We start from the raw sequence: 25,523 nt of genomic DNA on the forward strand, positions 1-25,523 counted from the left end.
TCCGCCCGTGCGCCGGCACCCGCCATGGCAACGGCCGAGGCCGCCACCCCCCACAGGAGAGGCCCCGGCCGTCGCGCGGCACGGGCCGCGCGGCGGCCCGTACTTCCTACAGCGCCCCGTGTGCGTTTTCTGTCACACCCCACCGCGTCACGGCTTAGTTGCATCCTGGACGGACATGGACGGGGAGTGGTTTCAGGTCGTAACGTGCCATTCGCGCCAACGCGGAGGCGGCAAGACCACCGCAACAACCTGCGGGCTTGTAACCGCAACCACCAATTGAGCAACCACGACGGCGAGAACCCGGACCGCGAGAGCGGCGCCGGTTGAGGCGCAGAAGGGCGCGCGGTGCTGGGGGACGACGCGGAGCTGACCGCCGCGGTGTGCGCGGCACAGGACGGAGACGAAGACGCGTTCCGGACTGTGTACCGCACCGTGCATCCGCGGCTGCTCGGGTACGTACGGACACTGGTCGGCGATCCCGACGCCGAGGACGTGACGTCCGAGGCGTGGCTTCAGATAGCCCGCGATCTGGAGCGGTTCACCGGCGACGCGGACCGGTTCCGCGGCTGGGCCGCCCGGATCGCCCGCAACCGCGCGCTGGACCACATACGCATGCGCGGGCGCCGGCCCGCGATCGGCGGTGACGAGACCGAGCTGACCGGCCGGGCCGCCGAGTCGGACACCGCCGGCGAGGCCATCGAGGCGCTCGCCACCGACGGCACGTTCTCCCTGATCTCCCGGCTGCCGCAGGACCAGGCCGAGGCGGTCGTGCTGCGCGTGGTGGTGGGACTCGACGCGAAGACCGCCGCCGAGACGCTCGGCAAGCGCCCGGGCGCGGTCCGCACGGCGGCGCACCGGGGTCTGAAGAGGCTCGCCGAGCTGCTCGGCGACGACCCGCAGGCCGATCCGGAATCGGCCGGGGTGCTCGACGCACTGCCGCCCCAGCGAGAACCGCGCGGCGGTGCCGTGACGTCCGCAGGTGTGACGCATAGCGTTGCGCGGACGCAGAAGGATGTGTGATGGCCGACGAGCAGTACAGGTGGCTGGACCGCGAAACGGCGGAGCGTTTGCTGAGCGGAGAGCCACTCGAAGCTGTCGACGGAGCCGGCCGGGACCAGGCCGAACACCTCGCCAGGACCCTCGGCGCGCTGTCCGCCACACCCCCGCTGACCAGCGATGAACTCCCCGGCGAGGCCGCCGCGGTGGCCGCTTTCCGCAAAGCCCGCGCGGAACGCGCCGACGGGGCAGCGGCCCGCTCGGTCACCGGCGGACGGGACGCGGCCGAGGTCGCCGACGCGGGGCTGGTCCGTATCGGAACCCCCGGCGGCAGCGGCACCGTCATCGCCCGGCGGCCCCGCTGGGCCCGTCCCGCCCGCTTCGCGCTGGCCGCCGTGCTGGCCGTCGGCATGGCCGGCGGGGTCGCCCTCGCGGCCGGAACCGGAGCCCTGAGGGCACCGTTCGGCGGCGACGAGCCCAACCCCGGCGCCTCCGTCTCGGCCTCCGTCACTCATCCCGAACGCCCGCTGGTGTCGCCCTCGCCGAGCGACGCCGCGCAGGGCGGCTCGACCCCCGACGACGCCCCGGGCGGCACCTCGCCGGGCGGGGCCGGTGCCCAGGGCGAGGACGCGGAGCGCGACGACGCGGCCCCGAAGCCGGACGACCGGAAGAACCGCTCCGGCGACCACCGCAGGGAGATCACCTCCGCCTGCCGCGACCTCCGCGACGGCAAGCGGCTGGACCCCGACCGCAGGCGCGCTCTGCGGGACGCGGCGGGCGGCCTCCGGGCGTGGAAGTACTGCAAGGGCGTCCTGTCCAAGGCGGACCCCCGCTCGGGGGAGCGCGGGAACGACGACCACGCGGACAGGGGCCGTCACCAGGGCAAGGGCGCGGACCGGGACCGGAAGCAGGACAAGGCCGGCCGTGAGGCCGAGAAGCAGGCCGAGAAGCAGGCCGAGAAGCGCGCCGAGAAGAAGGACGACGACGATGACGACGCGGACCGTGACCGGCTCCGGGGCTCTGTCGCACCGCTGCGACCTGCGGTTTCGCACTCGCTGAAAATCTCCTGGCCGAGGGTGTGACGTTTTCGGCCGCCCTGGCGCAGTAATGAGTGAGCCGACTGGTCATCGGCCGTCGCACAGAGCCGGGGTTCCCCCCGTACCTACGGCTCGTGCACCTGAGCGCGGGCGGGACACGTTCCCCCGGTCCCGCCCGCGCCGCACACTTCCTCTCCCCGCCGTCACCAGGACACGACGATCCTGTCGCCGTTGCGGACCTGCGCGTACAGCTCCGCGATCGCGGCCTCGTCCCGTACGTTGACGCAGCCGTGCGAGGCGCCCGCGTAGCCCCGGGCGGCGAAGTCCGCCGAGAAGTGCACGGCCTGGCCGCCGCTGAAGAACATCGCGTAGGGCATGGGCGAGTCGTAGAGCGTCGAGACGTGGTCGCGGGACTTCCAGTAGACGGAGAAGACGCCCTCCCGGGTCGGCGTGTACTGCGAGCCGAAGCGGACCGCCATCGTCGACAGGGTCCGCCCGTCGACCATCCAGCGCAGTGTCCTGCTGGTCTTGTCGATGCACAGCACCCGGCCGGTCCGGCAGCGCGCGTCCGGGGGGTCGGCCGGCTGGCCGCCCATCAGGTACAGGTCCCACCGGCCCGGCTCGCGCGTCATGCGCAGCAGCCGCTGCCAGGTGACGGCGTCGGTCTTCCCGGTGCGCGGCAGCCCGCGCTTGCCCTGGAAGCCGCTGACCGCCCGCTCCGTCGGCTCGTCGTACGTCCCGGTCGGCCCGTCGAACAGCCAGGCGACCTGCCGCAGCCGGGCCTGGAGCTCCCGGACGTCCCGCCCGGTGGCGCCGCGGGACCACAGCACGCGGGGCGGGGCGGGAGCGGCACCGGGCTTGTCGTCGTCCGGCGCCGGCGCGGCGCTCGGCTCGTCGCCGCCACCGGCGGGCGTGCGGTCCGGGGACGGGGTGCCGCTGGGCAGCTCGATGTGCACCGGCGAGCGGCGCTTCCCCTCGCCGTCGGGGGCCTGGACCGTGCAGCCGGTCAGCGCGGCCACCACGGCGAGTCCCGCCACGAATGCTCTCCCCATGCCCGTGGTACGCACGCGGCCCCCCGCTCGTCTCACCGGTGTGCCCGGATGTCACCTGAGATGTTCCCCGGGCGTGACCCGCCGCGAACCAGGGGGCATGGTGGGTGAGCGAGGTCACTGCTCTGCGGGAGGCAACCCACCATGGCGCGTGAGTCGGAGTCCGGACTGCCGATCGAGCCGGTCTACGGGCCGGAGGCCCTTCAGGGCTGGGATCCGGCGGAGAAGCTGGGGGAGCCCGGGGCGTACCCGTACACCCGGGGCGTGTATCCGTCGATGTACACGGGCCGGCCCTGGACGATGCGCCAGTACGCCGGTTTCGGCACGGCCACGGAGTCCAACGCCCGGTACCGGCAGTTGATCGCTCATGGCACGACAGGTCTGTCGGTCGCCTTCGACCTGCCCACCCAGATGGGCCACGACTCCGACGCGGCGATCGCGCACGGCGAGGTCGGCAAGGTGGGTGTGGCGATCGATTCGGTGGAGGACATGCGGGTGCTGTTCGGCGGGATCCCGCTGGACCGCGTCTCGACGTCGATGACGATCAACGCCCCGGCGGCCCTGCTGCTTCTCATGTACCAGCTGGTCGCCGAAGAGCAGGGCGTTCCCGCGGACCGGCTGACCGGCACGATCCAGAACGATGTGCTGAAGGAGTACATCGCCCGCGGCACCTACATCTTCCCGCCCAAGCCCTCACTGCGGCTGATCGCGGACATCTTCAAGTACTGCCGGACCGAGATCCCGCGCTGGAACACCATCTCCATCTCCGGCTACCACATGGCCGAGGCGGGCGCCTCGCCCGCGCAGGAGATCGCCTTCACCCTCGCCGACGGCATCGAGTACGTCCGCACGGCGGTCGCGGCGGGCATGGAGGTCGACGACTTCGCCCCCCGGCTGTCGTTCTTCTTCGTGGCCCGCACCACGATCCTGGAAGAGGTCGCCAAGTTCCGTGCCGCGCGCCGGATCTGGGCGCGGGTGATGCGCGAGGAGTTCGGCGCGACCGACCCGAAGTCGCTGATGCTGCGTTTCCACACCCAGACGGCGGGCGTGCAGCTGACCGCCCAGCAGCCGGAGGTGAACCTGGTCCGGGTCGCGGTGCAGGGCCTGGCGGCGGTGCTGGGCGGGACGCAGTCGCTGCACACCAACTCCTTCGACGAGGCCATCGCCCTGCCCACCGCCACATCCGCCCGCCTCGCGTTGCGCACCCAGCAGGTCCTCGCCTACGAAACGGACGTGACGGCGACCGTCGACCCGTTCGCCGGGTCCTACGTCATCGAGAGGATGACCGACGACGTCGAGGCCGCGGCCGTGGAACTGATGGCCAAGGTCGAGGAACTGGGCGGCGCCGTCGACGCCATCGAACGGGGCTTCCAGAAGAGCGAGATCGAACGCAACGCCTACCGCATCGCCCAGGAGACCGACACCGGCGAACGCGTCGTGGTGGGCGTCAACCGTTTCCAGCTCGACGAGGAAGAACCGTACGAGCCGCTGCGCGTCGACCCGGCCATCGAGGCCCGGCAGGCCGAACGCCTGGCCGAGCTCCGCGCGGAGCGCGACCAGCCGGCCGTGGACGCGGCCCTGGCGGCCCTCAAGAAGGCCGCCGAGGGAGAGGACAACGTCCTCTACCCGATGAAGGAGGCCCTGCGCGCCCGGGCGACCGTCGGCGAGGTCTGCAACGCGCTGCGCGAGGTGTGGGGGGCGTACGTCCCGTCCGACGTCTTCTGACCGGCAGACAGCCGGGCGGGGATGTCAGACCCGCGTGCGACACTCATGCGCATGTTCGGTGTCATCGATCTGCCCACCTACCTGGCGGGCCTCGTGCTGATCGTCCTGCTGCCCGGCCCCAACTCGCTGTACGTGCTGTCCGTGGCCGCCCGCCGTGGCGTGCGTGCCGGGTACACCGCCGCTGCCGGAGTCTGGTGCGGGGACGCGGTGTTGATGACGCTGTCCGCGGCCGGAGTCGCCTCGCTGCTCCAGGCGAACGCCGTGCTGTTCGCCCTCGTGAAGTACGCGGGGGCCGGGTATCTGACCTGGCTGGCCATCGGCATGCTGCGGGCCGCGTGGAGCATGTGGCGGACGCGCGGGGAGCGGACCGCCGGTGACGACGCGCCCGCGCCCGCCGAGGAGCGGCCCTTCCGCCGCGCCTTCGTCGTCAGCCTGGTCAACCCCAAGGCGATCCTCTTCTTCGTCGCCTTCTTCGTGCAGTTCGTGGACCCGGGGTACGCCTACCCCGCCCTGTCCTTCGTCGTCCTCGGCACCCTCGCCCAGCTCGCCAGCGTGCTCTACCTCAGCGCGCTGATATTCGGCGGCACCAGGCTGGCCGCCGCCTTCCGCCGCCGCAGGCGCCTGTCGGCGGGTGCGACCTCGGCGGCGGGTGCGCTGTTCCTGGGGTTCGCGGTGAAGCTGTCACTGGCGAGTTCGTAGGGCCCCGGCCTGGCACCGGCCGAAGCGGGCCAGGTAGTCCGGGAGTCCGGCCGCCGTGTCCCCGGGACGGAGGTGCACCGCCGGATGGTCGCCGGAACCGCGCTCGATCCGGCCGACATCGGGCAGGAGCGGCTGCTGAAGGCCAACCGGGGCCTGCGCGCGGCCCGGCTCGGCTACCGGGACGCGCGAAGGTGTTCAGCGGCTCACGCTTCACCGGCATCGAGCAGCTCAGGCGGGCGCGGAGATCTTCGAGGACTACGACCGGCACTTCGAGGAGGGACTCGCCCTCGTGATCGGGGGGATCGGGGCGCGCTACGGGGTCTCATGACGCGGTCCGGCGCGTCAGGACCGTTTCGCGCGGGCCCGCCGTACGGCCCGGGTGATCACCGGCGGCAGCAGGTCCTTGGCGAGCCGGCGGATCCGGGACGGGGCGGGCCGGGCCGGGCGCGCCGCACGCGACTCGGCGACCGTGGGGGCCGGCGCGGGCACCGGCTCCACGTAGTGCCGTGAGGGCGGGAACGACGGCGGCTTCATGCCCCGGGAGCGGGCCCGGATCAGCCGGTGCCCCGCCGCCTCCTGCACGCTCACCCCGCAGTCCGAGCGCTGCTGGAGCATCGCGAGCAGCTCCTCCTGGAGCGGTTCGGGATCGCCCCAGGTGGCGTAGAGCTTCTGCGTGCTGAGGCAGATCGGGCGCAGACCGCGGTTGAGGACGGCCTCCCAGGCGGCGACCGAGACACCCGGGGTGTGCTCGGACCGGAAGTCGTCGAGGACCACGACGCCCTCGGGCAGCAGGATGTCGCGGGCCGCGCCGATGTCGCCGTGGACGTGCTCGTACAGGTGCGAGGCGTCGATGTGGATGAAGCGGCAGGTGTCCGCCGCCACCTTCTCGGACACCAGGGAGCTGGGGCCGGTGATCACCGTCGGCAGGGTGTCGTGGAAGGAGAGGTAGTTCCGCTCGAACGCCTGCTGGGTGAGCGAGGCGTACGACTTCGAGGACTCCGCCTTGTTGGCCTCGTCCGGGGCGTCGCCCTCGAACAGGTCGCAGACGGTGAACAGTTCGCCGTCCTGGAGGTGGTGGCCGAGGAGGATCGCGCTCTTGCCCATGTAGACGCCGAGCTCCAGCAGGTCGCCCTTTGTGCCGGCCTTCTTCTGCTGTTCCAGGAACCAGGTGAACAGCATCTGGTCCAGCGCCGGGAACCAGCCCGGGACGTCGGCGAGTTCGCCGGGGTGCTTGTCGGTCGCTTGTGCGTTGGTCATGAGACGAGCCTTCTCTCCGAGCGTTGCCCAAACCGACGGCCGGTTGAACGTGCCGTGAACAGGTCAGCGGGCCTTCGCCAGCGCTGCCCGCAGCCGGGGCGTCAGCGGCTTCTCCACATACTTGTTCAGCAACAACGCCAGCAGCAGCATTGACGTCACCGTCAGCGCGAACGTCACCCCCGACGGCAGCCCGAGACCGCGGTGCAGGGCGTGGATCACCACCCAGCCGAGGTGCTCGTGGACCAGGTAGAAGGGGTACGTCAGCGCTCCCGCGACCGTCAGCCACCGCCAGTTCACCCGGCTCAGCAGGCCCAGCGCGATCGCGGCGACCGTCACGAAGCCGAGGGTCACGACGGCGACGATCCCGAACGAGGAGCGGTAGGAGAACGCCTCCGGGTCGGGCGCGTGCCACAGCCCCCGCACCGCGTAGTGCTGGCCGATCAGCCAGCTGACGGCCACGATGCCCCACCCGTAGACGTCCCGCCGGTCGCGGTGCACGAGGTAGAGGCCGACACCGCCGATGAAGAAGGGCGCGTACTCGGGCATCAGAACGATGTCGAGCAGCGGCATGTTCGCGTTCTCGGCGATCACCGCCGCCAGCATCCAGCCCGCGCAGAACATGATCACCCGGCAGCGGTCCGCCCCCGGGAGCACGACGCACAGCGCGAACAGCGCGTAGAAGCGGACCTCCGCCCACAGGGTCCAGCACACCCCGAGCACCCGGTCCACGCCGAGCGGCATCTGCAGCATGGTCAGGTTCACCAGCGCGTCGCTGGGCGAGACCGCCTTGTAGGCCACCACCGGCAGCGCGAACACCGCCGTGACGATGAGCACCGCCACCCAGTAGGCGGGCAGCAGCCGGGAGGCCCGGGAGGCGAAGAACGACGTCAGGGGACGGCCCCAGCCGCTCATGCAGATCACGAACCCGCTGATCACGAAGAAGACCTGGACGCCGAGGCAGCCGTAGGCGAACAGCGAGTGCAGGGTGGGGAACTGGTCCCTGGGTGAGGTGCCCCAGGCCTGGGCGACCTCACCGCCGCGCCCGCCGTAGTGGTACAGCGCCACCATCAGCGCGGCCACCAGCCGCAGTCCGTCGAGGGCGCGCAGCCGGCCGGCGGAGTCCGCTCTGCGCCGTGGGTGGGTCGTGGCGCCCGCTGGTTCGACCAGCGGGGCGACGCCGGCCTGGGGCTTACGGGTGCTGACGACCGTCTCGGTCACGCTGGAAACCTCTGTGTGGCTCGTATGTCCTTCGCCTGAGCCGCCTGTGGGCGGGCGCCTGTCACCCTAGGACGCGAGTTGACGCAATGATGTTCGACGGCGACAGGCTTCGCCCGCCCGTCCCCATGGGTTCATCTGGATGTCGCCGGGGCGGGCCGCCGGGCGGGACCGGCTCAGCGGCGCACCGCCTTGCGCAGGGCCCGGGCCCGCCGTACCACCCGGCGTGCCGTGGAGTTGCGCGGCAGGAACGCCAGCCGCTGCGGAATACCCCCGGGCAGTCCGAGCGCGGTGAGACGGCGCTTCTTGAAGTAGCGCCGGGTGCGCGGGCCGAGATGCCGGGCGAGGAACTGCTCCGCCTGCGGGCGCAGCTCCGGGTGGATCTGCGGCTGCATGGTGAACCCGACGGCCGTGACCAGGGCGGACAGCCGCTCGGCCGGCAGGACGTCACCGTCCTCGCCGCTCGCCAGATCGGGCAGCAGCGCGTCCGCCAGGGTGGTCGGAACCCGGTTGCTGTTCTGGTACGGCGTCAGCCGCTCCAGCAGCAGCTCGGTTCCGATGCGGGCGACCGGCAGGTCGTAGAACGCGGAGGCCGTGAACAGCGCGGTCGAGAAGCAGCCGACGACCAGCGCGGGCCGGGCCCGGTCGAACAGCACCTCGGCGAGCACGGGCGTGTCCAGGACCGTGAGGTCCACACCGAGCTTCTCCGCCTCGGTCTCCAGGGCGCGGCTGTAGCGGGCCGGTGCGGTCGGGTGGGGCTTGAAGACGACCGTGCGGTGGCCACGGGCGACGGCGCCCCGCATCATCCGCACGTGCAGGTCCTCTTCCTCCTCGGGGGAGAGGATGTTCAGCGCCGACAGGTACTGGCCGAGCAGCAGCGCCGAGTCGCCGGGCAGGTCCGGCAGTTCGGGCACGGTCTCGGTGACCTCGCCGAGCACCTTCAGGAACGCGGGTGAGGGCACCAAATGCGCCGGCACACCGAACTCGGTGAGCAGCATCGGCGTGAGTCCCGGCACCAGGTCGAGGTGCAGCAGCCGCCGTACGCGCGTGCCGACCAGCGGGTCGAGCTTGTTGCGGGTGGGGCCGTAACTCATCAGCCCGTCGGCGTAGACGTCGACGGGGGCGTCGGTGAACAGCTGGGCCACCGTGAGCGCGGGCGCGACCTGGATGGACTCCAGCACCAGGCTCACCCGGTCGTCGCCGAGGCCCCACAGCATCCGCAGATAACGCTCGAACAGCGGGATGTCGTCGGCGCGCGGCGCCCAGGCCCCCGGGTGGAAGGGGCGGATGGCCTCGTTCCAGGACAGCACCTCGTCGAAGTGCTCACGCAGCGGGGCGAAGCCCGGCATCTCGTCGAGGGCCGGAGTGGTCTCCGGGGTCGCGGAGTTGTTGAACACCAGCAGCACCCGGCGGTCCGGTTCCTCGAAGAGGTCGGAGTCGATAGCGGCGGCCAGGGTGGCGACGCCGTACAGCGTCGAGGCGCAGAAGATCTGAGTGGTCCCGGGCATCAGGCGGCCGCTCCCGTCGTGGTCACCCGGCGCCGCAGCCGCCGCAGCTTGGACGAGCGGTCCATGTCCATGGCCTCCAGTGCGTCGGCGAGTGCGTCCTGCGGCATGCGCCGGATGGCCGCCGCGCTCATCGACCGCAGCTGCCTGGCCACGGCCGGTTCGAACCTGTCTTCGTTGGAGAGGTGGTGGGCGATGATCGCGCAGTACGTCCGCACCGCCTTGGGCAGCAGCCGGTCGGCCTCGCGGTCCGCGGCCGTCTCCTCGATCACCTGGTCGAAGGCCCGGATGAAGTCGAGCTGGCGGACGTCGCCGATCTGCGTCAGGGACGAGGCGACCCCGCGGCGGTAGAACACGCCCAGCAGGCTCACCACGGCGAACGACTCCGCCTCCCGGTGCAGCTTCCAGATCCACGGCCGGTCCTCGGCCGTGCGCAGCCCGTGGGTGAAGTGGAGCACGCCCTTGTCGACGAGCCGGCGGTGGTACGCGCCGGCCCAGGCGTAGGCGTAGTCCACGGAGGTGGAGCGGTGGGCGGGGAGGATCGCCTCCCGCGGGTCGAACGCCTCCCAGCGCCGTCCGACCGGGACCCGGTGCACGGAACGGGCGCGCGCGGTGGCCTGGACATGGTCGGTGCGCACGAAGTCGCACCCCAAGTCGTCCATCGCGGACACCAGTTCGGTGAGGTAGCCGGGGGCCAGCCAGTCGTCGCCGTCCAGGAACGTCAGGTACTCGCCCTGCGCCGCGTCCAGGCCGGTGTTGCGGGCGGTGGCGAGCCCACCGTTCTGTTCGTGGCGGATGTACCGCACCTGGGCGACATCCGAAAGGTCCTCGGCCGCTCGTTCGAGAATGGCCGGAGTTTCGTCCTTCGAATGGTCGTCGACCAGGATGAACTCGAAATCGCGGTCGGCGTTCAACCGAAGGCTTCTGAGGGTGTCCGGGGCATATTGCTGCACGTTGTAGAACGGCACGATCACGGAAAGCTTAGGCACCCGCAAAACGTTAGGAGCCCGCCCGGCAGCGGAACTTTCCGGTGAAGGTACACCGAGTGAACTCCATGTGTCAGAACGGTGCACCCCGTGTACTTCCCGCTTTCCAGCAGGCCAGTTCGGCTCTCGGTGGGCTGTTGTTAACTTTTCGTTGAGTCGCGGTTCCGCCATACCTCGGATTCGCTTCCTAGCGTCTTCGACGTGCCAGTAAGTACACCGAAGCGCCCGCGAATCGCCGTCCTCGCGGACTCAGACACCCGATGGAAATGGGGTGCGCTGACCGCGGACCGCATCGCCCCGGGACCGTCCATGGAAACCGCACCGCGCGAGGGCGCGCAAGTCGGCCCCCTCCTCGACGGATTCCTGCTGCGCGGCCGGGCGACGCCCACCCCGCGCCAGCTGGCGGAAGTGGGCGTGCGCGCCGACTCGCTGCGGGAGGTCACCGCCGTCGAGTTCCTGCGCGCCATGGCCGAGGAGTCCTACGACGTCCTGGTCCTCTCCCTCGTCGGCGGCGGTGTGCAGGCGATGCTGCACGGCCTGGGGCGCGTCTGGCAGGACCGCACCGAGCGGCCCGTCGTCGTCACCGGCTACGTCGGCGTCGTCTACGAGAAGCTCGCCGACGGCCTGCTGCTGCGGCACGGGGCGGACCTGGTCCTCGCCAACTCCCGCCAGGACGCGGACCGTTTCCGGGCCGTCTACGAAGGGGTCGGCGCCGACGCCTCCGCGGTGACCGAGGTGGCTCTGCCGTTCCTCGGGGGAGCGCCGTACGAAGGCGAGCACGGTCCCTCCGCGGAGCAGGGGCGCAGGCCCTCCACGGTCGTCTTCGCCGCCCAGCCCTCCGTCCCGGAGAGCCGCAAGGACCGTACGTACCTGCTGAACCGGCTGGTGCAGCACGCCCGCAGGCACCCCGAGCGCGAGGTGCTGCTGAAGCTGCGCTCCAAGCCGGGCGAACACACCACCCACATCGAGGAACTGCCGTACCAGAAGCTGGTGCAGCGCCTCGATCCGCCGGACAACTTCCGCCTGGTGTACGGGAACATGGGCGAGGTCCTCGACCGCACCGACCTGCTGGTGACGGTCAGCTCCACCGCCGCCCTGGAGTCGCTGCACCGCCGTGTGCCGACCGTCGTGCTGACGGACCTCGGCATCCGCGAGTCGCTCGGCAACCACCACTTCGTGGGCTCCGGCTGCCTCGCCTCCTGGGACCAGCTCGACGCCGGGCACCGGCCCGAGCCCGACGAGGAGTGGGTCTCCCGGCAGGGCGTCGCGGCGGACGGATCCTATGACTCCGCCTTCGACGCGGCACGCACACGCATCGCCGAGCTGCTCGACCGGCCCGGCGGCCTGCCCCCGCTGACCCCGTACTACACCCCCGTCACCGCACCCGGCTATCTGCCCGGGATCCTCGCCCGCCACCACCTCGGCCCGGACGGCACCCCGCTGCCCGGCGCGCCCGCCGCCGACACGGAGCCCGGACCGGTCCGGCAGATCGTGCGCCGGGCGGCGCGCGGCGCCTACCGGCACGGCGTGCAGCGCGTGGCGCCCGTCATCCGGCGGATGGGCGAGCTGTGAGCCGCCCCGAGACCTCCGCCCACGGAGCCCAAGGAGTAGTCCCCATGTCCCGACCCGAAGCGGGCCGAGGCGCCTCGGTGCGCCGCGTGCTCGCGGTGATCCCCGCGCGCGGCGGCTCCAAGGGCGTGCCCGCGAAGAACCTCCTGCCCGTCGGCGGTGTCCCGCTGGTGGCCCGGGCGGTGCGCGAGTGCCGGTCGGCCCGGCTGGTGACCGACGTCGTGGTCTCCACCGACGACCAGGCCATCGCGGCCGCCGCCCGCCAGGCCGGCGCCGAGGTCGTGCTGCGGCCCGCCGCCATCGCCGGCGACACGGCCACCTCCGAGGCCGCCGTCCTGCACGCCATGGACGCCCACGAGGCCCTGCACGGGGCGCCGGTGGACGTCGTCCTGCTCGTGCAGTGCACCAGCCCGTTCATCGTCCGCGAGGACATCGACGGGGTGGCGGGCGCGATCGCCGAGAACGGCGCCGACACCGCGGTGACCGTGGCACCGTTCCACGGGTTCATCTGGCGGGACGCCGAGTCCGCCGAGGACGTCGTCGCTGCCGGATCCGTCGCGGAGCAGGACGCCGCGGTCGGCGGCGGTTACGGCGTCAACCACGACAAGTCCTTCCGGCCCCGCCGCCAGGACCGCCCCCAGGACCTGCTGGAGACCGGCGCCGCCTACGCCATGGAGGCGACCGGCTTCCGCAAGCACCGGCACCGCTTCTTCGGCCGCACCGAGCTGGTCCGCACGGACCCCGCGCGCGTGCTGGAGATCGACGACCCGCACGACCTCGCCCGCGCCCGGGCCCTCGCCCCGCTCTTCGACGCGGACCGGCCCGGCGCGCTCCCGACCGCCGACGACATCGACGCGGTCGTCCTCGACTTCGACGGCACCCAGACCGACGACCGGGTGCTCGTCGACTCCGACGGACGGGAGTTCGTCTCCGTGCACCGCGGGGACGGACTGGGCATCGCGGCCCTCCGCAGGAGCGGCCTGAAGATGCTGATCCTGTCCACGGAACAGAACCCTGTGGTCGCCGCCCGGGCCCGGAAGCTCAAGCTCCCGGTGCTGCACGGCATCGACCGCAAGGACCTCGCGCTGAAGCAGTGGTGCGAGGAGCAGGGCATCGCGCCGGAGCGCGTGCTCTACGTCGGCAACGACGTCAATGACCTCCCGTGCTTCGCCCTCGTGGGCTGGCCCGTGGCGGTCGCGAGCGCCCACGACGTCGTGCGCGGCGCCGCACGCGCGGTCACCACCGTCCCCGGTGGCGACGGCGCGATCCGAGAGATCGCCAGCTGGATCCTCGGCCCCTCTCTCGATTCCCTCACCAAGTAAGGACATCTCTGCCATGAGCACCAACTCCCGTATCCGCCGGTTCGGTTCGCGCGAGGTCGGCCCGGGCCGCCCGGTCTACGTCTGCGGCGAGATCGGCATCAACCACAACGGCGAGCTGGAGAACGCCTTCAAGCTGATCGACGCCGCCGCCGAGGCCGGCTGCGACGCCGTCAAGTTCCAGAAGCGCACCCCGGAGATCTGCACCCCGCGCGATCAGTGGGACATCGAGCGCGACACGCCCTGGGGCCGGATGACCTACATCGACTACCGCCACCGCGTGGAGTTCGGCGAGGACGAGTACCGCGCCATCGACGACTACTGCAAGTCGAAGAACATCGACTGGTTCGCCTCCCCGTGGGACACCGAGGCCGTCGCCTTCCTGGAGAAGTTCGACGTCCCCGCCCACAAGGTCGCCTCCGCCTCCCTCACGGACGACGAGCTGCTGCAGGCCCTGCGCTCCACGGGCCGCGCGGTGATCCTCTCCACCGGCATGTCGACGCCGAAGCAGATCCGCCACGCGGTCGAGGTCCTCGGCTCCGACAACATCCTGATGTGCCACGCCACGTCGACCTACCCGGCGAAGGCCGACGAGCTCAACCTGCGCGTCATCAACACCCTCCAGCAGGAGTTCCCGAACGTCCCGATCGGCTACTCCGGCCACGAGACCGGCCTGCAGACCACCCTCGCCGCGGTCGCCCTGGGCGCCACCTTCGTCGAGCGCCACATCACCCTCGACCGCGCCATGTGGGGCTCGGACCAGGCCGCGTCCGTGGAGCCGCAGGGCCTCACGCGCCTCGTCCGCGACATCCGCACCATCGAGGCCTCCCTCGGTGACGGCGTCAAGAAGGTCTACGAGTCCGAGCTCGGCCCGATGAAGAAGCTGCGCCGCGTCGCCGGTGTGGTCGCCGAGGCGGAGATCGCCGACGCGGCGGGCGAGCCGGTCGGCGTCTGAACGCACCACCCCCACAACCCCCCTTACGACGGGACGGTCGTACGTCGATGAGCCCCCGCGCCGGGAACGCCGGCCCCCACACTCTCGCCTTCGTCGAGAGCCCGGTACAGCTGCTGAACGTGCTGGAGTGGGCGCACGCGCACGCGCCCGGCGTGGGGCTCACCCTCGTGGTGCTGTCGCCCGTCGACCCGATGACGCGCGGCCAGCTGCGGCGGATGTCCGACCTGGCCCGCGACGAGGGGCACCAGGTCCGCTGGGAGGAAGCGCGCGGCGGGCCCCTGGCGCCCTTCCAGACCGTCGGCGGCCTGACCGGCCTGCTCCGCAGGGCGCGCCGGGTCGTGCTGGGGGACCCCTTCTCCCGCTACGTCCAGCTGCTGCTGACGATCACCCGCGCCCGTGACCTGGTCGTCGTCGACGACGGCACGGCGACGATGGAGTTCGTCGGGCAGCTGGCCCGGGGCGAACGGCTGGTGCGCTGGCACCGTAAGGGCGGCCGCCCCGGCCCGCGGGACGTGATCTTCGCGCCGGTGTCGGCCTCGGCCCGCCGCCGGCTGACCCCCGACGACCGTCGCCACATCGAGATCTTCTCCTCCATGCCGATGGAGGAGACCCCCGCGGGTGTCACGGTCACCGCCCACACCTTCGCCTGGACCCGGGCCCGCTTCGGCCCGCCGCGCATCACCAAGGGCGCGGACATGGTGGGCACGTCCCTGGTGGAGACGGGGGTGGTGGACGACGGCCGCTACCTGGAGGCCGTCCACGCCCTGGCCAGGGCCCATGGCGCCACCCGCTACTTCGCCCACCGCCGCGAGAGCACGGACAAGCTCCACCGCCTCGCGGCCGCTACGGGCCTGGAGATCGTCCGCCCCGAACTCCCCCTCGAACTGATCGCCCGCCGCGGCCCCATCGGCCGGACGGTCCTCAGCTTCCCGTCCACGGTCGTCCACACCCTCCCCCTGGCCCTGTCCGGCACGGAGGTCCGAGTCGCGGTCTGCGACATCGACCCGGCGTGGCTGACCGACACCGCGTCCCCGCGGGCCCAGGGCTTCCTGTCGGGGGTGACGGGCACGGCCCGGGACGTCCACCGGCTGTCCCCGACGGACCCGACGGACCCGACGGATCCGACGGACCCGGACACCGTCACGGGCACCCGGGACCCACTCGGCCCGACGCGCTTCCCCGGGACGGCGACCTTCTCCGGCACCTCGGCTCCCCCGGGCATGAGCGGCCCGGCCGGGACGGCGGGAGCTGCGGGGGCGGTGGCCGCGGGCTAGGGGCTCCTCAAGGGGCCGGTCGGGCCCCCTGGCGACGGTGCTGTGGCGCGTTGGCCGCCCGGTGGTCGCGCGGGACGCGGTGGCGGCGGGGGCAGGGGCGGGCTGAAGGTGTCGCGGTGCGTTCCCGGGCCGGCGCCGCGGCAGCGGTGTGCCGGCTGCGGGCCGGGGGCCGGTCGTGACGGTGTTACCGGGCGCCCCTGGCCCGGCGTGTCCGGCAGGGGCGGTCGCCGCCGCGCGGAAGAGCCTGGGCCGGCGTCGGCGAGCTGCCCGGGCCGGGCTCGTCAGGAGGCCTCGGTGTCCGGCCCGGCGGCCGCGGCGGGCTTGCGTGCGAGCAGGAACGCGCGCGGCATCCTCTCCTCGCCCTGGGGTTCGCGCAGCACCCGGGCGTACAGGTCCAGGCCCGCCTCCGCGAGGAGGTCCGCCACGGATTCCGGCGTGCGCCAGTGGTAGTCGAGCGAGATCTCCAGGCCGTAGCGCTCGGACGCGCGCAGATGCCCGCTCTCCTCCCCGGACTGGAAGCCGAGCAGGACGGGCGCGCCCGGCGCGAGGACGCGGTGGAACTCGGCGAACGCCGACGGCAGGTGCTCGTCCGGCACATGGATGATCGAGTAGAGCGCGACGATGCCCCCGAGCGTCTCGTCCGGCAGGTCCAGCGCCGTCATCGACCCGACGTGGAACCTCAGCTCCGGATGCGCCCGGCGGGCGAGCGCCACCATGCGGGGCGAGACGTCGATCCCGAACACCGGCTGGCCGAAACCGTGCAACCGCGCCGCCACGTACCCGGGGCCGCTGCCGAGGTCGGCGACCGGAGCCCGCGAAGGCCCCTCGAGCGCCCGGGCCAGCTCCGCGAAGACCGTGAGCAGCGCACTCTCCAGCGGTCTCCCGGCCAGGCTGTCGGGGTGTTCGGCGGCATACGCCTCGGCGATGACGTCGTACGAGGCCTGCGTGGACTGTAGGAAATCGGGGGCGCGCACGAGGCGCACACTAGCGGGGGCGCGCGTCCGGCAGATGAACAAGCCCGTGTTCGCCGCGCAGGGCGTGGTATCCGTGGAGAGGATGGATGGATACCGGAGTCGTGACGCCGATGTGGCCGAAGTCACACTCTGGGGGATGGGCGGCCCGGCCCGGCCTAAAAAGCAGGCCAGTTTACCCATCTCAGTTGATAGCTATGCGCCCGGCGGTCATATTTTCTTCCCCTATCGGGTTGAAGTTTTGTTGATCCAGGGTCAGGAGACCGCCCCGGCGCCCTACCCTTCAGAGGGTGAAGCAATTGATGTCACCGGAGTCCGAGGTCGATCTTCCCGGGGGAGCCGTACTTCCCGGTGCGCTGCCCGACGCTCTGCGGGCCGAGCTCATCGCGTTCCGACGCGACATGCACATGCACCCGGAGCTCGGCAACCAGGAGTTCCGCACGACCGCCGCGATCAAGGAGCGGCTCGAGCGGGCCGGCCTCAAGCCGCGCGTCCTCGCCGTGGGGACCGGACTCGTCTGTGACATCGGCGTGGAGGGCGAGCAGTGGGACGGAGGTCCCAGCATGCTCGCCCTGCGGGCCGACATCGACGGCCTGCCCATCCCGGACACCAAGGCGGACTGCCCGTACCGCTCGACCGTGCCCGACCGCGCGCACGCCTGCGGTCACGACGTGCACACCACCGTCGTGCTCGGCGCCGGCCTCGTCCTCGCCGAACTGCACCGGCAGGGTGCGCTGCCCCGCCCCGTGCGGCTGATCTTCCAGCCCGCCGAGGAGGTGCTGCCCGGCGGCGCCGCCGACGTCATCAAGTGCGGGGCGCTGGAAGGCGTCGGCGCGATCATCGCCGTGCACTGCGACCCGCGCGTGGACGCGGGCAAGATCGGACTCCGCGAGGGCCCCATCACCTCCGCCTGCGACCGGCTGGAGATCGGTCTCGACGGCCCGGGCGGCCACACCGCCCGCCCCCACCTCACGACCGACCTGGTCACCGCCGCGGCCCGCGTCGTCACCGACGTGCCCGCGCTGGTCGGCCGGCGCTTCGACAGTCGCAGCGGGCTCGCCATCACCTGGGGCCGCGTCGAGTCGGGCCACGCGCCGAACGTGATCCCGCAGCACGCCGAGCTCTCCGGCACCGTCCGCTGCCTCGACATCGACGCGTGGCGGCAGGCCCCCGACGTCGTGGTCGCGGCCATCGACGAGATCGCCAACCTGTACCGCGCCAAGTCGGAGATCAACTACGTGCGCGGCGTTCCGCCCGTCGTCAACGAGCCCGGCGTCACCGAGCTGCTGCGCGACGCCATGATCGCCCGGCGCGGAGTCGAGTCCGTCGAGGGCACCGAGCAGAGCCTCGGCGGCGAGGACTTCTCCTGGTACCTGGAGCGCGTCCCCGGCGCCATGGCCCGCCTGGGCGTCCGCACCCCCGGCGAACGCCAGGTGCGCGACCTCCACCAGGGCGACTTCGACGTCGACGAGTCGGCCATCACCGTCGGCGTGGAACTCTTCACGGCAGCGGCCCTGGTCAACGGGCTCCGCTAGATCCCGCCCACTTGGGGGCGCGGGGAGGTCCCACCTTCTCGGGGGCGCGGGGAACCGCGCGACCAGCCACGACGGCGCCGCACGGGAACGACACCCCGAGCCCCCACAGGCCGCCCCGGCGGCGACGCCCCGAGCCCCCTGGCCCTGGCCGGCCCCGGCGGCGACAACCCCTGGGCCCCCGGCCGACCCGCTCGCCAACCCCGGCGGAGCCTCCGGTTGCGAGCGGCGCAGCCCCACGGCAGCCTGGAGCCCGTGGCGAGCAGGCACGTGCCGTGTCCCCGAGTACACCTTTCGACCCCGTTCGATCCCGTGGTTCACAAGGGCGTAACCGGCCATCGGCACGAATGGATAACGGCCCCGCGGCGAACCGTTCCCAGGAGTGTCTACGCGCGTTAATGTGCGCCGAACCGAGCACCCACTGCGGGGCTTTGGAGAATGGGGAACTTCAGATGCGTCGGATTTCCAAACTGACCCGTGTCGCGGTGGGGGTCGCGTCGCTCGGGCTCGTCGCCACGGCCTGCGGCGGCACCAGCAGTGACAGCGGCGACAGCGACAGCAGCGAACGCGGCGTCGCCATCGCGTACGACGTCGGCGGCAAGGGCGACCAGTCCTTCAACGACGCCGCCTACGCCGGCCTGACGAAGGCCAAGGACGAGTTCGGCTACAAGACGGCCGACATCGAGCCCACCGAGGGCGAGACGGACGCCGACAAGGAGCAGCGCCTGGCGTCGCTGGCCAAGCAGGGCTACAACCCGGTCATCGGCGTCGGGTTCGCCTACGGCCCGGCGATGAAGGCCGTGGCCTCCAAGTACCCGGACACCACGTTCGGCATCGTGGACTCCGTGGTCGAGGGCGAGAACGTCGCCTCCCTCGTCTTCGCCGAGGAGCAGGCCTCGTACCTCGCCGGTGTCGCCGCCGCAAAGGCCACGAAGAGCGACGTCGTCGGCTTCGTGGGCGGCGTGGACATCCCGCTGATCCACAAGTTCGAGGCCGGCTACAAGCAGGGCGTCGAGGACACCAAGCCCGGGGTGAAGGTCCTGTCGCAGTACCTCACGCAGACGGCCGAGGAGGGCGGTTTCGCCAGCCCCGACAAGGGCAAGGCCGCCGCCGAGGGGCAGATCGAGAAGAAGGCCGACGTGCTCTACGCGGCCGCCGGTCTGTCCGGCCAGGGTGTCATCGAGGCCGCCGCCAAGGCGAAGGTCTGGGCGATCGGTGTCGACTCCGACCAGTACAAGCAGGCCGCTCTCGCGCCGTACAAGGCCTCCATCCTCACGTCCGCGCTCAAGGACGTCGGCGGTGCGGTCTACGCGCTGTCCAAGTCGGTCCAGGACGACAAGCCGCTGAACGGCACGCAGACCTTCGACCTGAAGGTCAACGGCGTCGGCCTCTCCGAGTCCAACCCGGAGTTCGCCAAGGTCGCGGGCCTCAAGGAGGCCGTGGACAAGGCCAAGACGGGCATCAACGACGGCTCCATCAAGGTCAAGACCGAGTAGACCGAGCAGAACGCTGTCGCAGGGCGACGGAGCGGGCGGACACCCAGGTGTCCGCCCGCTCCGTGCTTCCCGGCGCCCCGGAACCGGATCACCCAGCGCCACCTCCCGTTTGCGGTCGGCAACACCCCGGCCAAGGCCCGGTGATGGCTTGGCCACGGGCGCATAACAAGGTGGACAGAAGGGGTTTTCAGGCAGGTCTACGCGCGTTAATCTGCGGCGAAGCCAGCGCCGAAGCTGTTCCGTCCCGGCGCTTGTACGACAGGAGCACCCACACATGCGCCGGATTTCCCGGATCACGGTCGCAGGCGCAGCGACCGCCTCCCTGGCCCTCGCCCTCTCCGCCTGCGGCAGCACCTCGACCTCCGGGTCGTCGGACTCGAAGGGCGACAAGGGTCTCGCCATCGCGTACGACGTCGGCGGCAAGGGTGACCAGTCCTTCAACGACGCGGCCTACGCCGGCCTCGAGCAGGCGAAGAAGGAGTTCGGGTACCAGACGGCCGACGTGGAGCCCACCGAGGGCGAGACTGACGCCGACAAGGAGCAGCGCCTCGCCTCGCTGGCCAAGCAGGGCTACAACCCGGTCATCGGCGTCGGTTACGCGTACGCCTCGGCCGTGAAGGGCGCCGCGGAGAAGTTCCCGGACACCACCTTCGGCATCGTCGACGACGCCACGATCAACACCAAGAACGTCGCCGACCTGGTCTTCAACGAGGAGCAGGCCTCCTACCTGGCCGGTGTCGCCGCCGCCAAGACCAGCAAGTCCAAGGTCGTCGGCTTCGTCGGCGGTGTCGACATCCCGCTGATCCACAAGTTCCAGGCGGGCTTCGCGCAGGGCGTCAAGGACACCGACCCGAAGGTCAAGGTGCTCTCGCAGTACCTCACCCAGACGGCCGAGGAGGGCGGTTTCGCCAGCCCCGACAAGGGCAAGACGGCTGCCGAGGGTCAGATCGAGAAGAAGGCCGACGTGGTCTACGCGGCCGCCGGCCTGTCCGGTCAGGGTGTCATCGAGGCCGCCGCCGCCAACAAGGTGTGGGCCATCGGCGTCGACTCCGACCAGTACGAGCAGGAAGCCCTTGCCAAGTACAAGGACTCCATCCTGACCTCGGCGATGAAGGACGTCGCCAAGGCGGTGTACAACCTGGCGAAGTCGGTCGAGGACGGCAAGCCCGAGACCGGTATCGTTCGTGGCGATCTGAAGACCGGCGAGGTGGGCCTGTCGAACTCCAACCCGAAGTTCGCGGACGACGCCGAGCTCCAGGCAGCCATCAAGACGGCCAAGGAGAAGATCATCAGCGGCGAGATCAAGGTCAAGAGCAGCTGACGAGCGACTGCCTCGAAGCAGGCGGTAACCCCCGGGGTTACGTCCGCTCGACGGGGTGCGGGGAGGCTGCTCCTCGTACCCCGTTGGCGCGGGGCGTCGGCCCCTTTGTATGCCGTAGGGGCGCTACGCGCGTAGACGGCCCCCGTCCCCAGGAGAGTGCGCCATCAACGCGTCCAGCAGCCCTCCGGCCGGAGCGGCGGTCAACGAATCGGTGACCGCCGTCGAACTCGCCGGGATCACCAAGCGTTTCCCCGGAGTCGTGGCCAACCACGACATCCACCTCAGCGTCCGCAAGGGCACCGTGCACGCCCTCGTCGGTGAGAACGGCGCCGGCAAGTCGACGCTGATGAAGATCCTCTACGGCATGCAGAAGCCGGACGAGGGCACCATCGCCGTGGGCGGCGAGCAGGTCAGCTTCTCGTCGCCGGCCGACGCCATCGTCCGCGGCATCGGCATGGTCCACCAGCACTTCATGCTCGCCGACAACCTCACGGTCCTCGAGAACGTGGTGCTCGGCAGCGAGAAGCTCTACGGCATCGGCGCCAAGGCCCGCCGCAAGATCAAGGAGCTCTCCGAGCGCTACGGCCTCGACGTCAAGCCCGACCTCCTCGTCGAGGAGCTCGGCGTCGCCGCCCGCCAGCGCGTGGAGATCCTCAAGGTCCTCTATCGCGGCGCCACCACCCTCATCCTCGACGAGCCGACCGCCGTGCTCGTGCCGCAGGAAGTGGACGCCCTCTTCGCCAACCTGCGCGAACTGCGCTCCGAAGGCCTGTCGGTCATCTTCATCTCGCACAAGCTCGGCGAGGTGCTCTCCGTCGCCGACGAGATCACCGTCATCCGCCGCGGCACCACCGTCGGTACGGCCGTCCCCGCCGAGACGACGCCCCGTCAGCTCGCCGAGATGATGGTCGGCAGCGAGCTGCCCACGCCCGAGACGGCCGAGTCCACGGTCACCGACCGCCCGGTCATCACCGTCGACAAGCTGCGCCTCGCGGCCCCCGGCGGCAAGGCCCTCCTCGACGACATCAGCTTCACCATCCACGCGGGTGAGGTCCTCGGCATCGCCGGTGTCGAGGGCAACGGCCAGACCGAGCTCGTCGACGCCCTCATCGGTCTGCGGCACGCCGACTCCGGCACCATCCGGCTCGCCGACGAGGAGATCACGGCCTGGCCCACCCGCCGGCGCCGCGAGCAGGGCATCGGCTACATCCCCGAGGACCGGCACCGCCACGGCCTCCTGCTGGAGGCGCCCCTCTGGGAGAACCGCATCCTCGGCCACGTCACCGAGAAGCCCCTCGCCAAGGGCGTCTGGCTGGACCCGAAGGCGGCCCAGGAGGACACCCGCCGGATCGTGACGGACTACGACGTCCGCACCCCCGGTATCGACGTCACCGCCGCCTCCCTGTCCGGCGGCAACCAGCAGAAGCTGATCGTCGGCCGCGAGATGAGCCACAAGCCGCGTTTCCTCATCGCCGCCCACCCCACCCGGGGCGTGGACGTCGGCGCCCAGGCCGCCATCTGGGACCACATCCGCGAGGCCCGCCGCGAGGGTCTGGCCGTGCTGCTGATCTCCGCGGACCTGGACGAGCTGATCGGCCTGTCCGACACGCTGCGCGTGATCTACAACGGCAAGCTGGTCGCGGACGCCGACCCGGCCACCATCACCCCCGAGGAGCTCGGCTCGGCCATGACCGGCGCCGCCACCGGGCACCTCGAGCACGAAGAGACCCCCGAGATCTCGAAGGCCGACGCCCCCGAGTCTCCGGAAGACGAGGCCCGCTGATGAAGAAGTTCGACAAGGAGCGCGTGCTCCTCGCGGTGGCCGGACCGGTCATCGCGCTGGCCGTGGCCTTCGTGCTGAGCGCGATCGTGCTGCTCGCGTCGGGCAAGAGCCCCATCGAGCCGTTCGCCCTGATGTTCGAGCAGCTGGGCTTCTCCGACATCCAGGTCCTGATCATCAACCAGGCCTCGATGTACTACATCGCGGCCCTCGCGGTGGCCATCGGCTTCCGGATGAACCTGTTCAACATCGGCGTCGACGGCCAGTACCAGCTCGGCGCCATGATGGCCGCCGTCGTCGGCGCCCACGTGAACATGCCCGCCGCGCTCCAGGTCCCGCTCCTGCTCCTGACGGCCGTCCTCACCGGCGCCTTCTGGTCCGGCATCGCCGGTGTCCTCAAGGTCACCCGCGGCGTCAGCGAGGTCGTCGCCACGATCATGCTCAACGCGATCGCGACCTCCGTGATCGCCTACCTGTGGCTGCCGAACGTCTTCGGTGTGAAGGTCGGCAACAACAACACCACCGGCGAGATGTACGAGTCCGGCTGGATCCCCGGCATCCCCATGGGCGACGCCGGTGAGATCTACGGCCTGGTGCTGCTCGCCGCCCTGCTCGGCATCGGCTACTGGATCGTCCTCAACCGCACCCGCTTCGGCTTCGACCTGCGCGCCTCCGGCGCCTCGCAGACCGCCGCCGCGGCCAGCGGCGTCGACCCGGGGCGCATGGTGCTCAGCGCCATGCTGATCTCCGGCGGCATCGCGGGCCTCGCCGGCCTGCCGATCCTGCTCGGCGACACCCACACCTACAGCCTGAACTTCCCCACCGGCATCGGCTTCCTCGGCATCGGCATCGCCCTGCTCGGCCGCAACAGCCCCGTCGGCATCGTCTTCGCCGCCCTGCTGTGGGCCTGGCTCGACAAGGCCTCGCCCGAGCTGGACTTCCACGGCTACGACAAGGAGATCGCGGTCATCATGCAGGGCCTGATCGTCCTCTCGGTCGTGGTCTCCTACGAGGCCGTCCGCGAATGGGGTCTGCGCCGCCAGCAGCGTCGCGTCGGTGCCGAACTCGCCGCCGGTCACGTCCTCGGCGCTCAGAACACGAAGGAGGTGGCTGGCCGATGACCACCGCGACCGACGTCAACCAGCCCACGCTGCAGCCCGCGGCGCCGACCGGCCGCCGCCTGTCGTGGCCCGTCCTGCTACTCATCATCGCCGGAGGCCTGGCGCTCACCTCGATCGTCCGCCTCATCACCGGCGCCGACGGCATCACCAACGTCAGCCAGATGTCCACCGCCCTCCAGCTCGCCGTGCCGATCGGCCTCGCCGGTCTCGGCGGTCTGTGGGCCGAGCGCGCGGGCGTGGTCAACATCGGCCTCGAGGGCATGATGATCCTCGGCACCTGGTTCGGCGCCTGGGCCGGCTTCCAGTGGGGCCCGTGGACCGGTGTCCTGGTGGGCATCGCCGGCGGCGCGATCGGCGGTCTGCTGCACGCCTTCGTGACCGTCACCTTCAACGTCAACCACATCGTCTCCGGTGTGGCCATCAACATCCTCGCCCTCGGCGCCACCCGCTACCTCGCGCCCCTCGCCTTCGAGGGCCACACCGGCGGCTCCGCCAAGCAGTCCCCGGCGGTGGAATCCCTCGGCAACTTCACCGTGCCGGGCCTGTCCGACGCGCTCAGGGACCTCAACAACCAGGGCTGGTTCTTCATCTCCGACATCGCCGGCCTGCTCGGCGGCCTGGTCACCAACGTCTCCTGGCTGACCCTGATCGCCGTCGCGCTGATCCCCGCCACCTGGTGGATCCTGTGGCGTACGGCCTTCGGCCTGCGGCTGCGCTCCTGCGGTGAGAACCCGGTCGCCGCCGAGTCCCTCGGCGTCAACGTCTACAAGTACAAGTACATCGCCGTCGTCATCTCCGGCGGTCTGGCCGGACTCGGCGGTGTCTTCCTGTCCATCGTGGCCAACCCCTTCTACCTGGAGGGCCAGGTCAGCGGCCGCGGCTTCATCGGCCTCGCGGCGATGATCTTCGGCAACTGGATGCCGGGCGGCCTCGCCCTCGGCGCGGGCCTGTTCGGCTACACCGACAGCCTCAACCTGCGCGGCGGCTCCGCCAACGTCCACGCCCTGCTGCTGCTCGGCGCCCTGCTGCTGATCATCGGCGCCATCTGGCTGGCCGTCCGCAAGAAGTACGTCCCGGCCGGGTCCACCCTGATCGCCGGCCTCCTGGTGTTCGCCTGGTACGCGACCACCGACGAGGTCCCGAACCAGGTCGTCTCCGCCACGCCGTACGTCATCACCCTGGTGGTCCTCGCCCTGTCCGCACAGCGGCTGCGGATGCCGCGGGCGAACGGCATGCCGTACCGGAAGGGTCAGGGCAAGTGACCGGCACCGGCCCGGCCGTCGACTGGGAGAAGCTGCGCGCGGTGGCCCGGGACGCCATGTCCCGGGCGTACGCCCCGTACTCCGGCTACCCGGTCGGCGTGGCGGCCCTGGTCGACGACGGCCGGATCATCTCCGGCTGCAACGTCGAGAACGCCTCGTACGGCCTCGGACTCTGCGCCGAATGCGGCCTGGTGTCCGAGCTGCACAACACCGGCGGCGGCCGGCTGACGCACTTCACCTGCGTCGACCGCGACGGCGACACGCTCGTCCCGTGCGGCCGCTGCCGCCAGCTGCTCCACGAGTTCGGCGGCCCGGATCTCCTGCTGGAGACACCGGCGGGGATCCTGCCGCTGTCCCGGATGCTGCCCCAGGCCTTCGGCCCGGAACACCTCAGCAAGTAACTTCCGTGCGGCCCCTCTGAGTTGCTCACGCGACCGGCTCAGGGGGGCCGTAC

21 protein-coding genes and 1 pseudogene are annotated in these 25,523 nt (G+C 71.3%); 16 read left to right on the top strand and 6 right to left on the bottom strand.

The window, feature by feature from the left end; translation table 11 throughout:
- Window positions 1–345 precede the first annotated feature (345 nt).
- Window positions 346–1,020, top strand: coding sequence for an RNA polymerase sigma factor (locus G3I77_RS20715; RefSeq protein WP_248505896.1), 675 nt, complete (start codon window positions 346–348; stop codon window positions 1,018–1,020).
- Window positions 1,020–2,078 carry a hypothetical protein gene (locus G3I77_RS20720; protein WP_248505898.1) on the top strand — a complete coding sequence of 353 codons (1,059 nt, stop codon included), beginning with the start codon at window positions 1,020–1,022 and terminating at the stop codon, window positions 2,076–2,078. Before G3I77_RS20715 ends, G3I77_RS20720 begins: the two co-directional genes overlap by 1 nt.
- Window positions 2,079–2,236: 158 nt before the next feature.
- On the opposite strand, the gene G3I77_RS20725 is transcribed toward G3I77_RS20720, so the two are convergent.
- The gene (locus G3I77_RS20725; RefSeq protein WP_248505900.1) at window positions 2,237–3,085 is read right to left on the bottom strand and encodes a L,D-transpeptidase family protein; all 849 of its coding nucleotides are present in this window, start codon (window positions 3,083–3,085) and stop codon (window positions 2,237–2,239) included.
- Window positions 3,086–3,226: 141 nt separating this feature from the next.
- Between G3I77_RS20725 and G3I77_RS20730 the strand changes: the two genes are divergently transcribed.
- From G3I77_RS20730 to G3I77_RS20740, 3 genes and pseudogenes are all read left to right on the top strand, one after another.
- The gene (locus tag G3I77_RS20730) at window positions 3,227–4,807 is read left to right on the top strand and encodes a methylmalonyl-CoA mutase (protein WP_248505902.1); all 1,581 of its coding nucleotides are present in this window, start codon (window positions 3,227–3,229) and stop codon (window positions 4,805–4,807) included.
- Between the two features lie 51 nt (window positions 4,808–4,858).
- A complete protein-coding gene (leuE, locus tag G3I77_RS20735; protein WP_248505905.1) occupies window positions 4,859–5,506 on the top strand; it encodes a leucine efflux protein LeuE in 648 nt (215 codons plus the stop codon).
- A 66-nt stretch (window positions 5,507–5,572) separates the two neighbouring features.
- Window positions 5,573–5,834 (top strand): annotated as a pseudogene (locus G3I77_RS20740) (TetR/AcrR family transcriptional regulator C-terminal domain-containing protein); the annotation flags it as partial.
- Window positions 5,835–5,848: 14 nt separating this feature from the next.
- Here G3I77_RS20740 and G3I77_RS20745 read toward each other — a convergent pair.
- The 4 genes from G3I77_RS20745 to G3I77_RS20760 form a co-directional block, all read right to left on the bottom strand.
- Complete coding sequence (locus G3I77_RS20745; RefSeq protein ID WP_248505907.1) at window positions 5,849–6,763, bottom strand: class I SAM-dependent methyltransferase; 915 nt, start codon at window positions 6,761–6,763, stop codon at window positions 5,849–5,851.
- A gap of 63 nt (window positions 6,764–6,826) precedes the next feature.
- On the bottom strand, window positions 6,827–7,981 hold the full coding sequence (locus G3I77_RS20750; protein ID WP_374385968.1) for an acyltransferase family protein: 1,155 nt from the start codon (window positions 7,979–7,981) through the stop codon (window positions 6,827–6,829).
- 173 nt (window positions 7,982–8,154) lie between these two features.
- Window positions 8,155–9,486 (bottom strand): alpha-2,8-polysialyltransferase family protein, encoded by a 1,332-nt coding sequence (locus tag G3I77_RS20755; protein ID WP_248505908.1) that lies wholly within the window; start codon window positions 9,484–9,486, stop codon window positions 8,155–8,157.
- Window positions 9,486–10,472: a glycosyltransferase family 2 protein gene (locus G3I77_RS20760; RefSeq protein ID WP_248505910.1), complete on the bottom strand. Its 987-nt coding sequence runs from the start codon at window positions 10,470–10,472 to the stop codon at window positions 9,486–9,488. Before G3I77_RS20760 ends, G3I77_RS20755 begins: the two co-directional genes overlap by 1 nt.
- A gap of 198 nt (window positions 10,473–10,670) precedes the next feature.
- On the opposite strand from G3I77_RS20760, the gene G3I77_RS20765 reads away from it, so the two are divergent.
- From G3I77_RS20765 to G3I77_RS20780, 4 genes are read left to right on the top strand one after another with little or no spacing between them, the layout of a single operon-like run.
- Window positions 10,671–12,041 carry a DUF6716 putative glycosyltransferase gene (locus G3I77_RS20765; RefSeq protein WP_308311405.1) on the top strand — a complete coding sequence of 457 codons (1,371 nt, stop codon included), beginning with the start codon at window positions 10,671–10,673 and terminating at the stop codon, window positions 12,039–12,041.
- A 44-nt stretch (window positions 12,042–12,085) separates the two neighbouring features.
- A complete protein-coding gene (locus G3I77_RS20770) occupies window positions 12,086–13,360 on the top strand; it encodes an N-acylneuraminate cytidylyltransferase (protein ID WP_248505913.1) in 1,275 nt (424 codons plus the stop codon).
- A 13-nt stretch (window positions 13,361–13,373) separates the two neighbouring features.
- On the top strand, window positions 13,374–14,312 hold the full coding sequence (locus G3I77_RS20775) for an N-acetylneuraminate synthase family protein (protein ID WP_248505915.1): 939 nt from the start codon (window positions 13,374–13,376) through the stop codon (window positions 14,310–14,312).
- Between the two features lie 47 nt (window positions 14,313–14,359).
- Window positions 14,360–15,586, top strand: a complete 1,227-nt coding sequence (locus G3I77_RS20780; protein WP_248505916.1) for a hypothetical protein — start codon at window positions 14,360–14,362, stop codon at window positions 15,584–15,586.
- Between the two features lie 281 nt (window positions 15,587–15,867).
- Here G3I77_RS20780 and G3I77_RS20785 read toward each other — a convergent pair whose 3' ends face one another.
- Window positions 15,868–16,560: a class I SAM-dependent methyltransferase gene (locus G3I77_RS20785; protein ID WP_248505917.1), complete on the bottom strand. Its 693-nt coding sequence runs from the start codon at window positions 16,558–16,560 to the stop codon at window positions 15,868–15,870.
- A gap of 299 nt (window positions 16,561–16,859) precedes the next feature.
- Here G3I77_RS20785 and G3I77_RS20790 point away from each other — a divergent pair, with 299 nt between their 5' ends.
- The 7 genes from G3I77_RS20790 to G3I77_RS20820 all read left to right on the top strand — a co-directional run bounded on the left by G3I77_RS20790 (window position 16,860) and on the right by G3I77_RS20820 (window position 25,470).
- A complete protein-coding gene (locus tag G3I77_RS20790; protein ID WP_248506122.1) occupies window positions 16,860–18,092 on the top strand; it encodes a M20 family metallopeptidase in 1,233 nt (410 codons plus the stop codon).
- Window positions 18,093–18,541: 449 nt separating this feature from the next.
- Window positions 18,542–19,585, top strand: coding sequence for a BMP family protein (locus tag G3I77_RS20795; RefSeq protein ID WP_248505918.1), 1,044 nt, complete (start codon window positions 18,542–18,544; stop codon window positions 19,583–19,585).
- Window positions 19,586–19,859: 274 nt separating this feature from the next.
- Complete coding sequence (locus G3I77_RS20800; RefSeq protein ID WP_248505919.1) at window positions 19,860–20,906, top strand: BMP family protein; 1,047 nt, start codon at window positions 19,860–19,862, stop codon at window positions 20,904–20,906.
- Between the two features lie 211 nt (window positions 20,907–21,117).
- The gene (locus tag G3I77_RS20805) at window positions 21,118–22,689 is read left to right on the top strand and encodes an ABC transporter ATP-binding protein (protein ID WP_248505920.1); all 1,572 of its coding nucleotides are present in this window, start codon (window positions 21,118–21,120) and stop codon (window positions 22,687–22,689) included.
- Window positions 22,689–23,807 carry an ABC transporter permease gene (locus tag G3I77_RS20810; protein WP_248505921.1) on the top strand — a complete coding sequence of 373 codons (1,119 nt, stop codon included), beginning with the start codon at window positions 22,689–22,691 and terminating at the stop codon, window positions 23,805–23,807. Before G3I77_RS20805 ends, G3I77_RS20810 begins: the two co-directional genes overlap by 1 nt.
- Window positions 23,804–25,069, top strand: a complete 1,266-nt coding sequence (locus G3I77_RS20815) for an ABC transporter permease (protein ID WP_248505922.1) — start codon at window positions 23,804–23,806, stop codon at window positions 25,067–25,069. The genes G3I77_RS20810 and G3I77_RS20815 overlap by 4 nt, the downstream gene beginning before the upstream one ends.
- Window positions 25,066–25,470 (top strand): cytidine deaminase, encoded by a 405-nt coding sequence (locus tag G3I77_RS20820; protein WP_308311406.1) that lies wholly within the window; start codon window positions 25,066–25,068, stop codon window positions 25,468–25,470. The genes G3I77_RS20815 and G3I77_RS20820 overlap by 4 nt, the downstream gene beginning before the upstream one ends.
- Window positions 25,471–25,523: the final 53 nt, after the last annotated feature.

It is taken from the genome of Streptomyces sp. D2-8, from assembly GCF_023184515.1.
GTDB lineage: Bacteria > Actinomycetota > Actinomycetes > Streptomycetales > Streptomycetaceae > Streptomyces.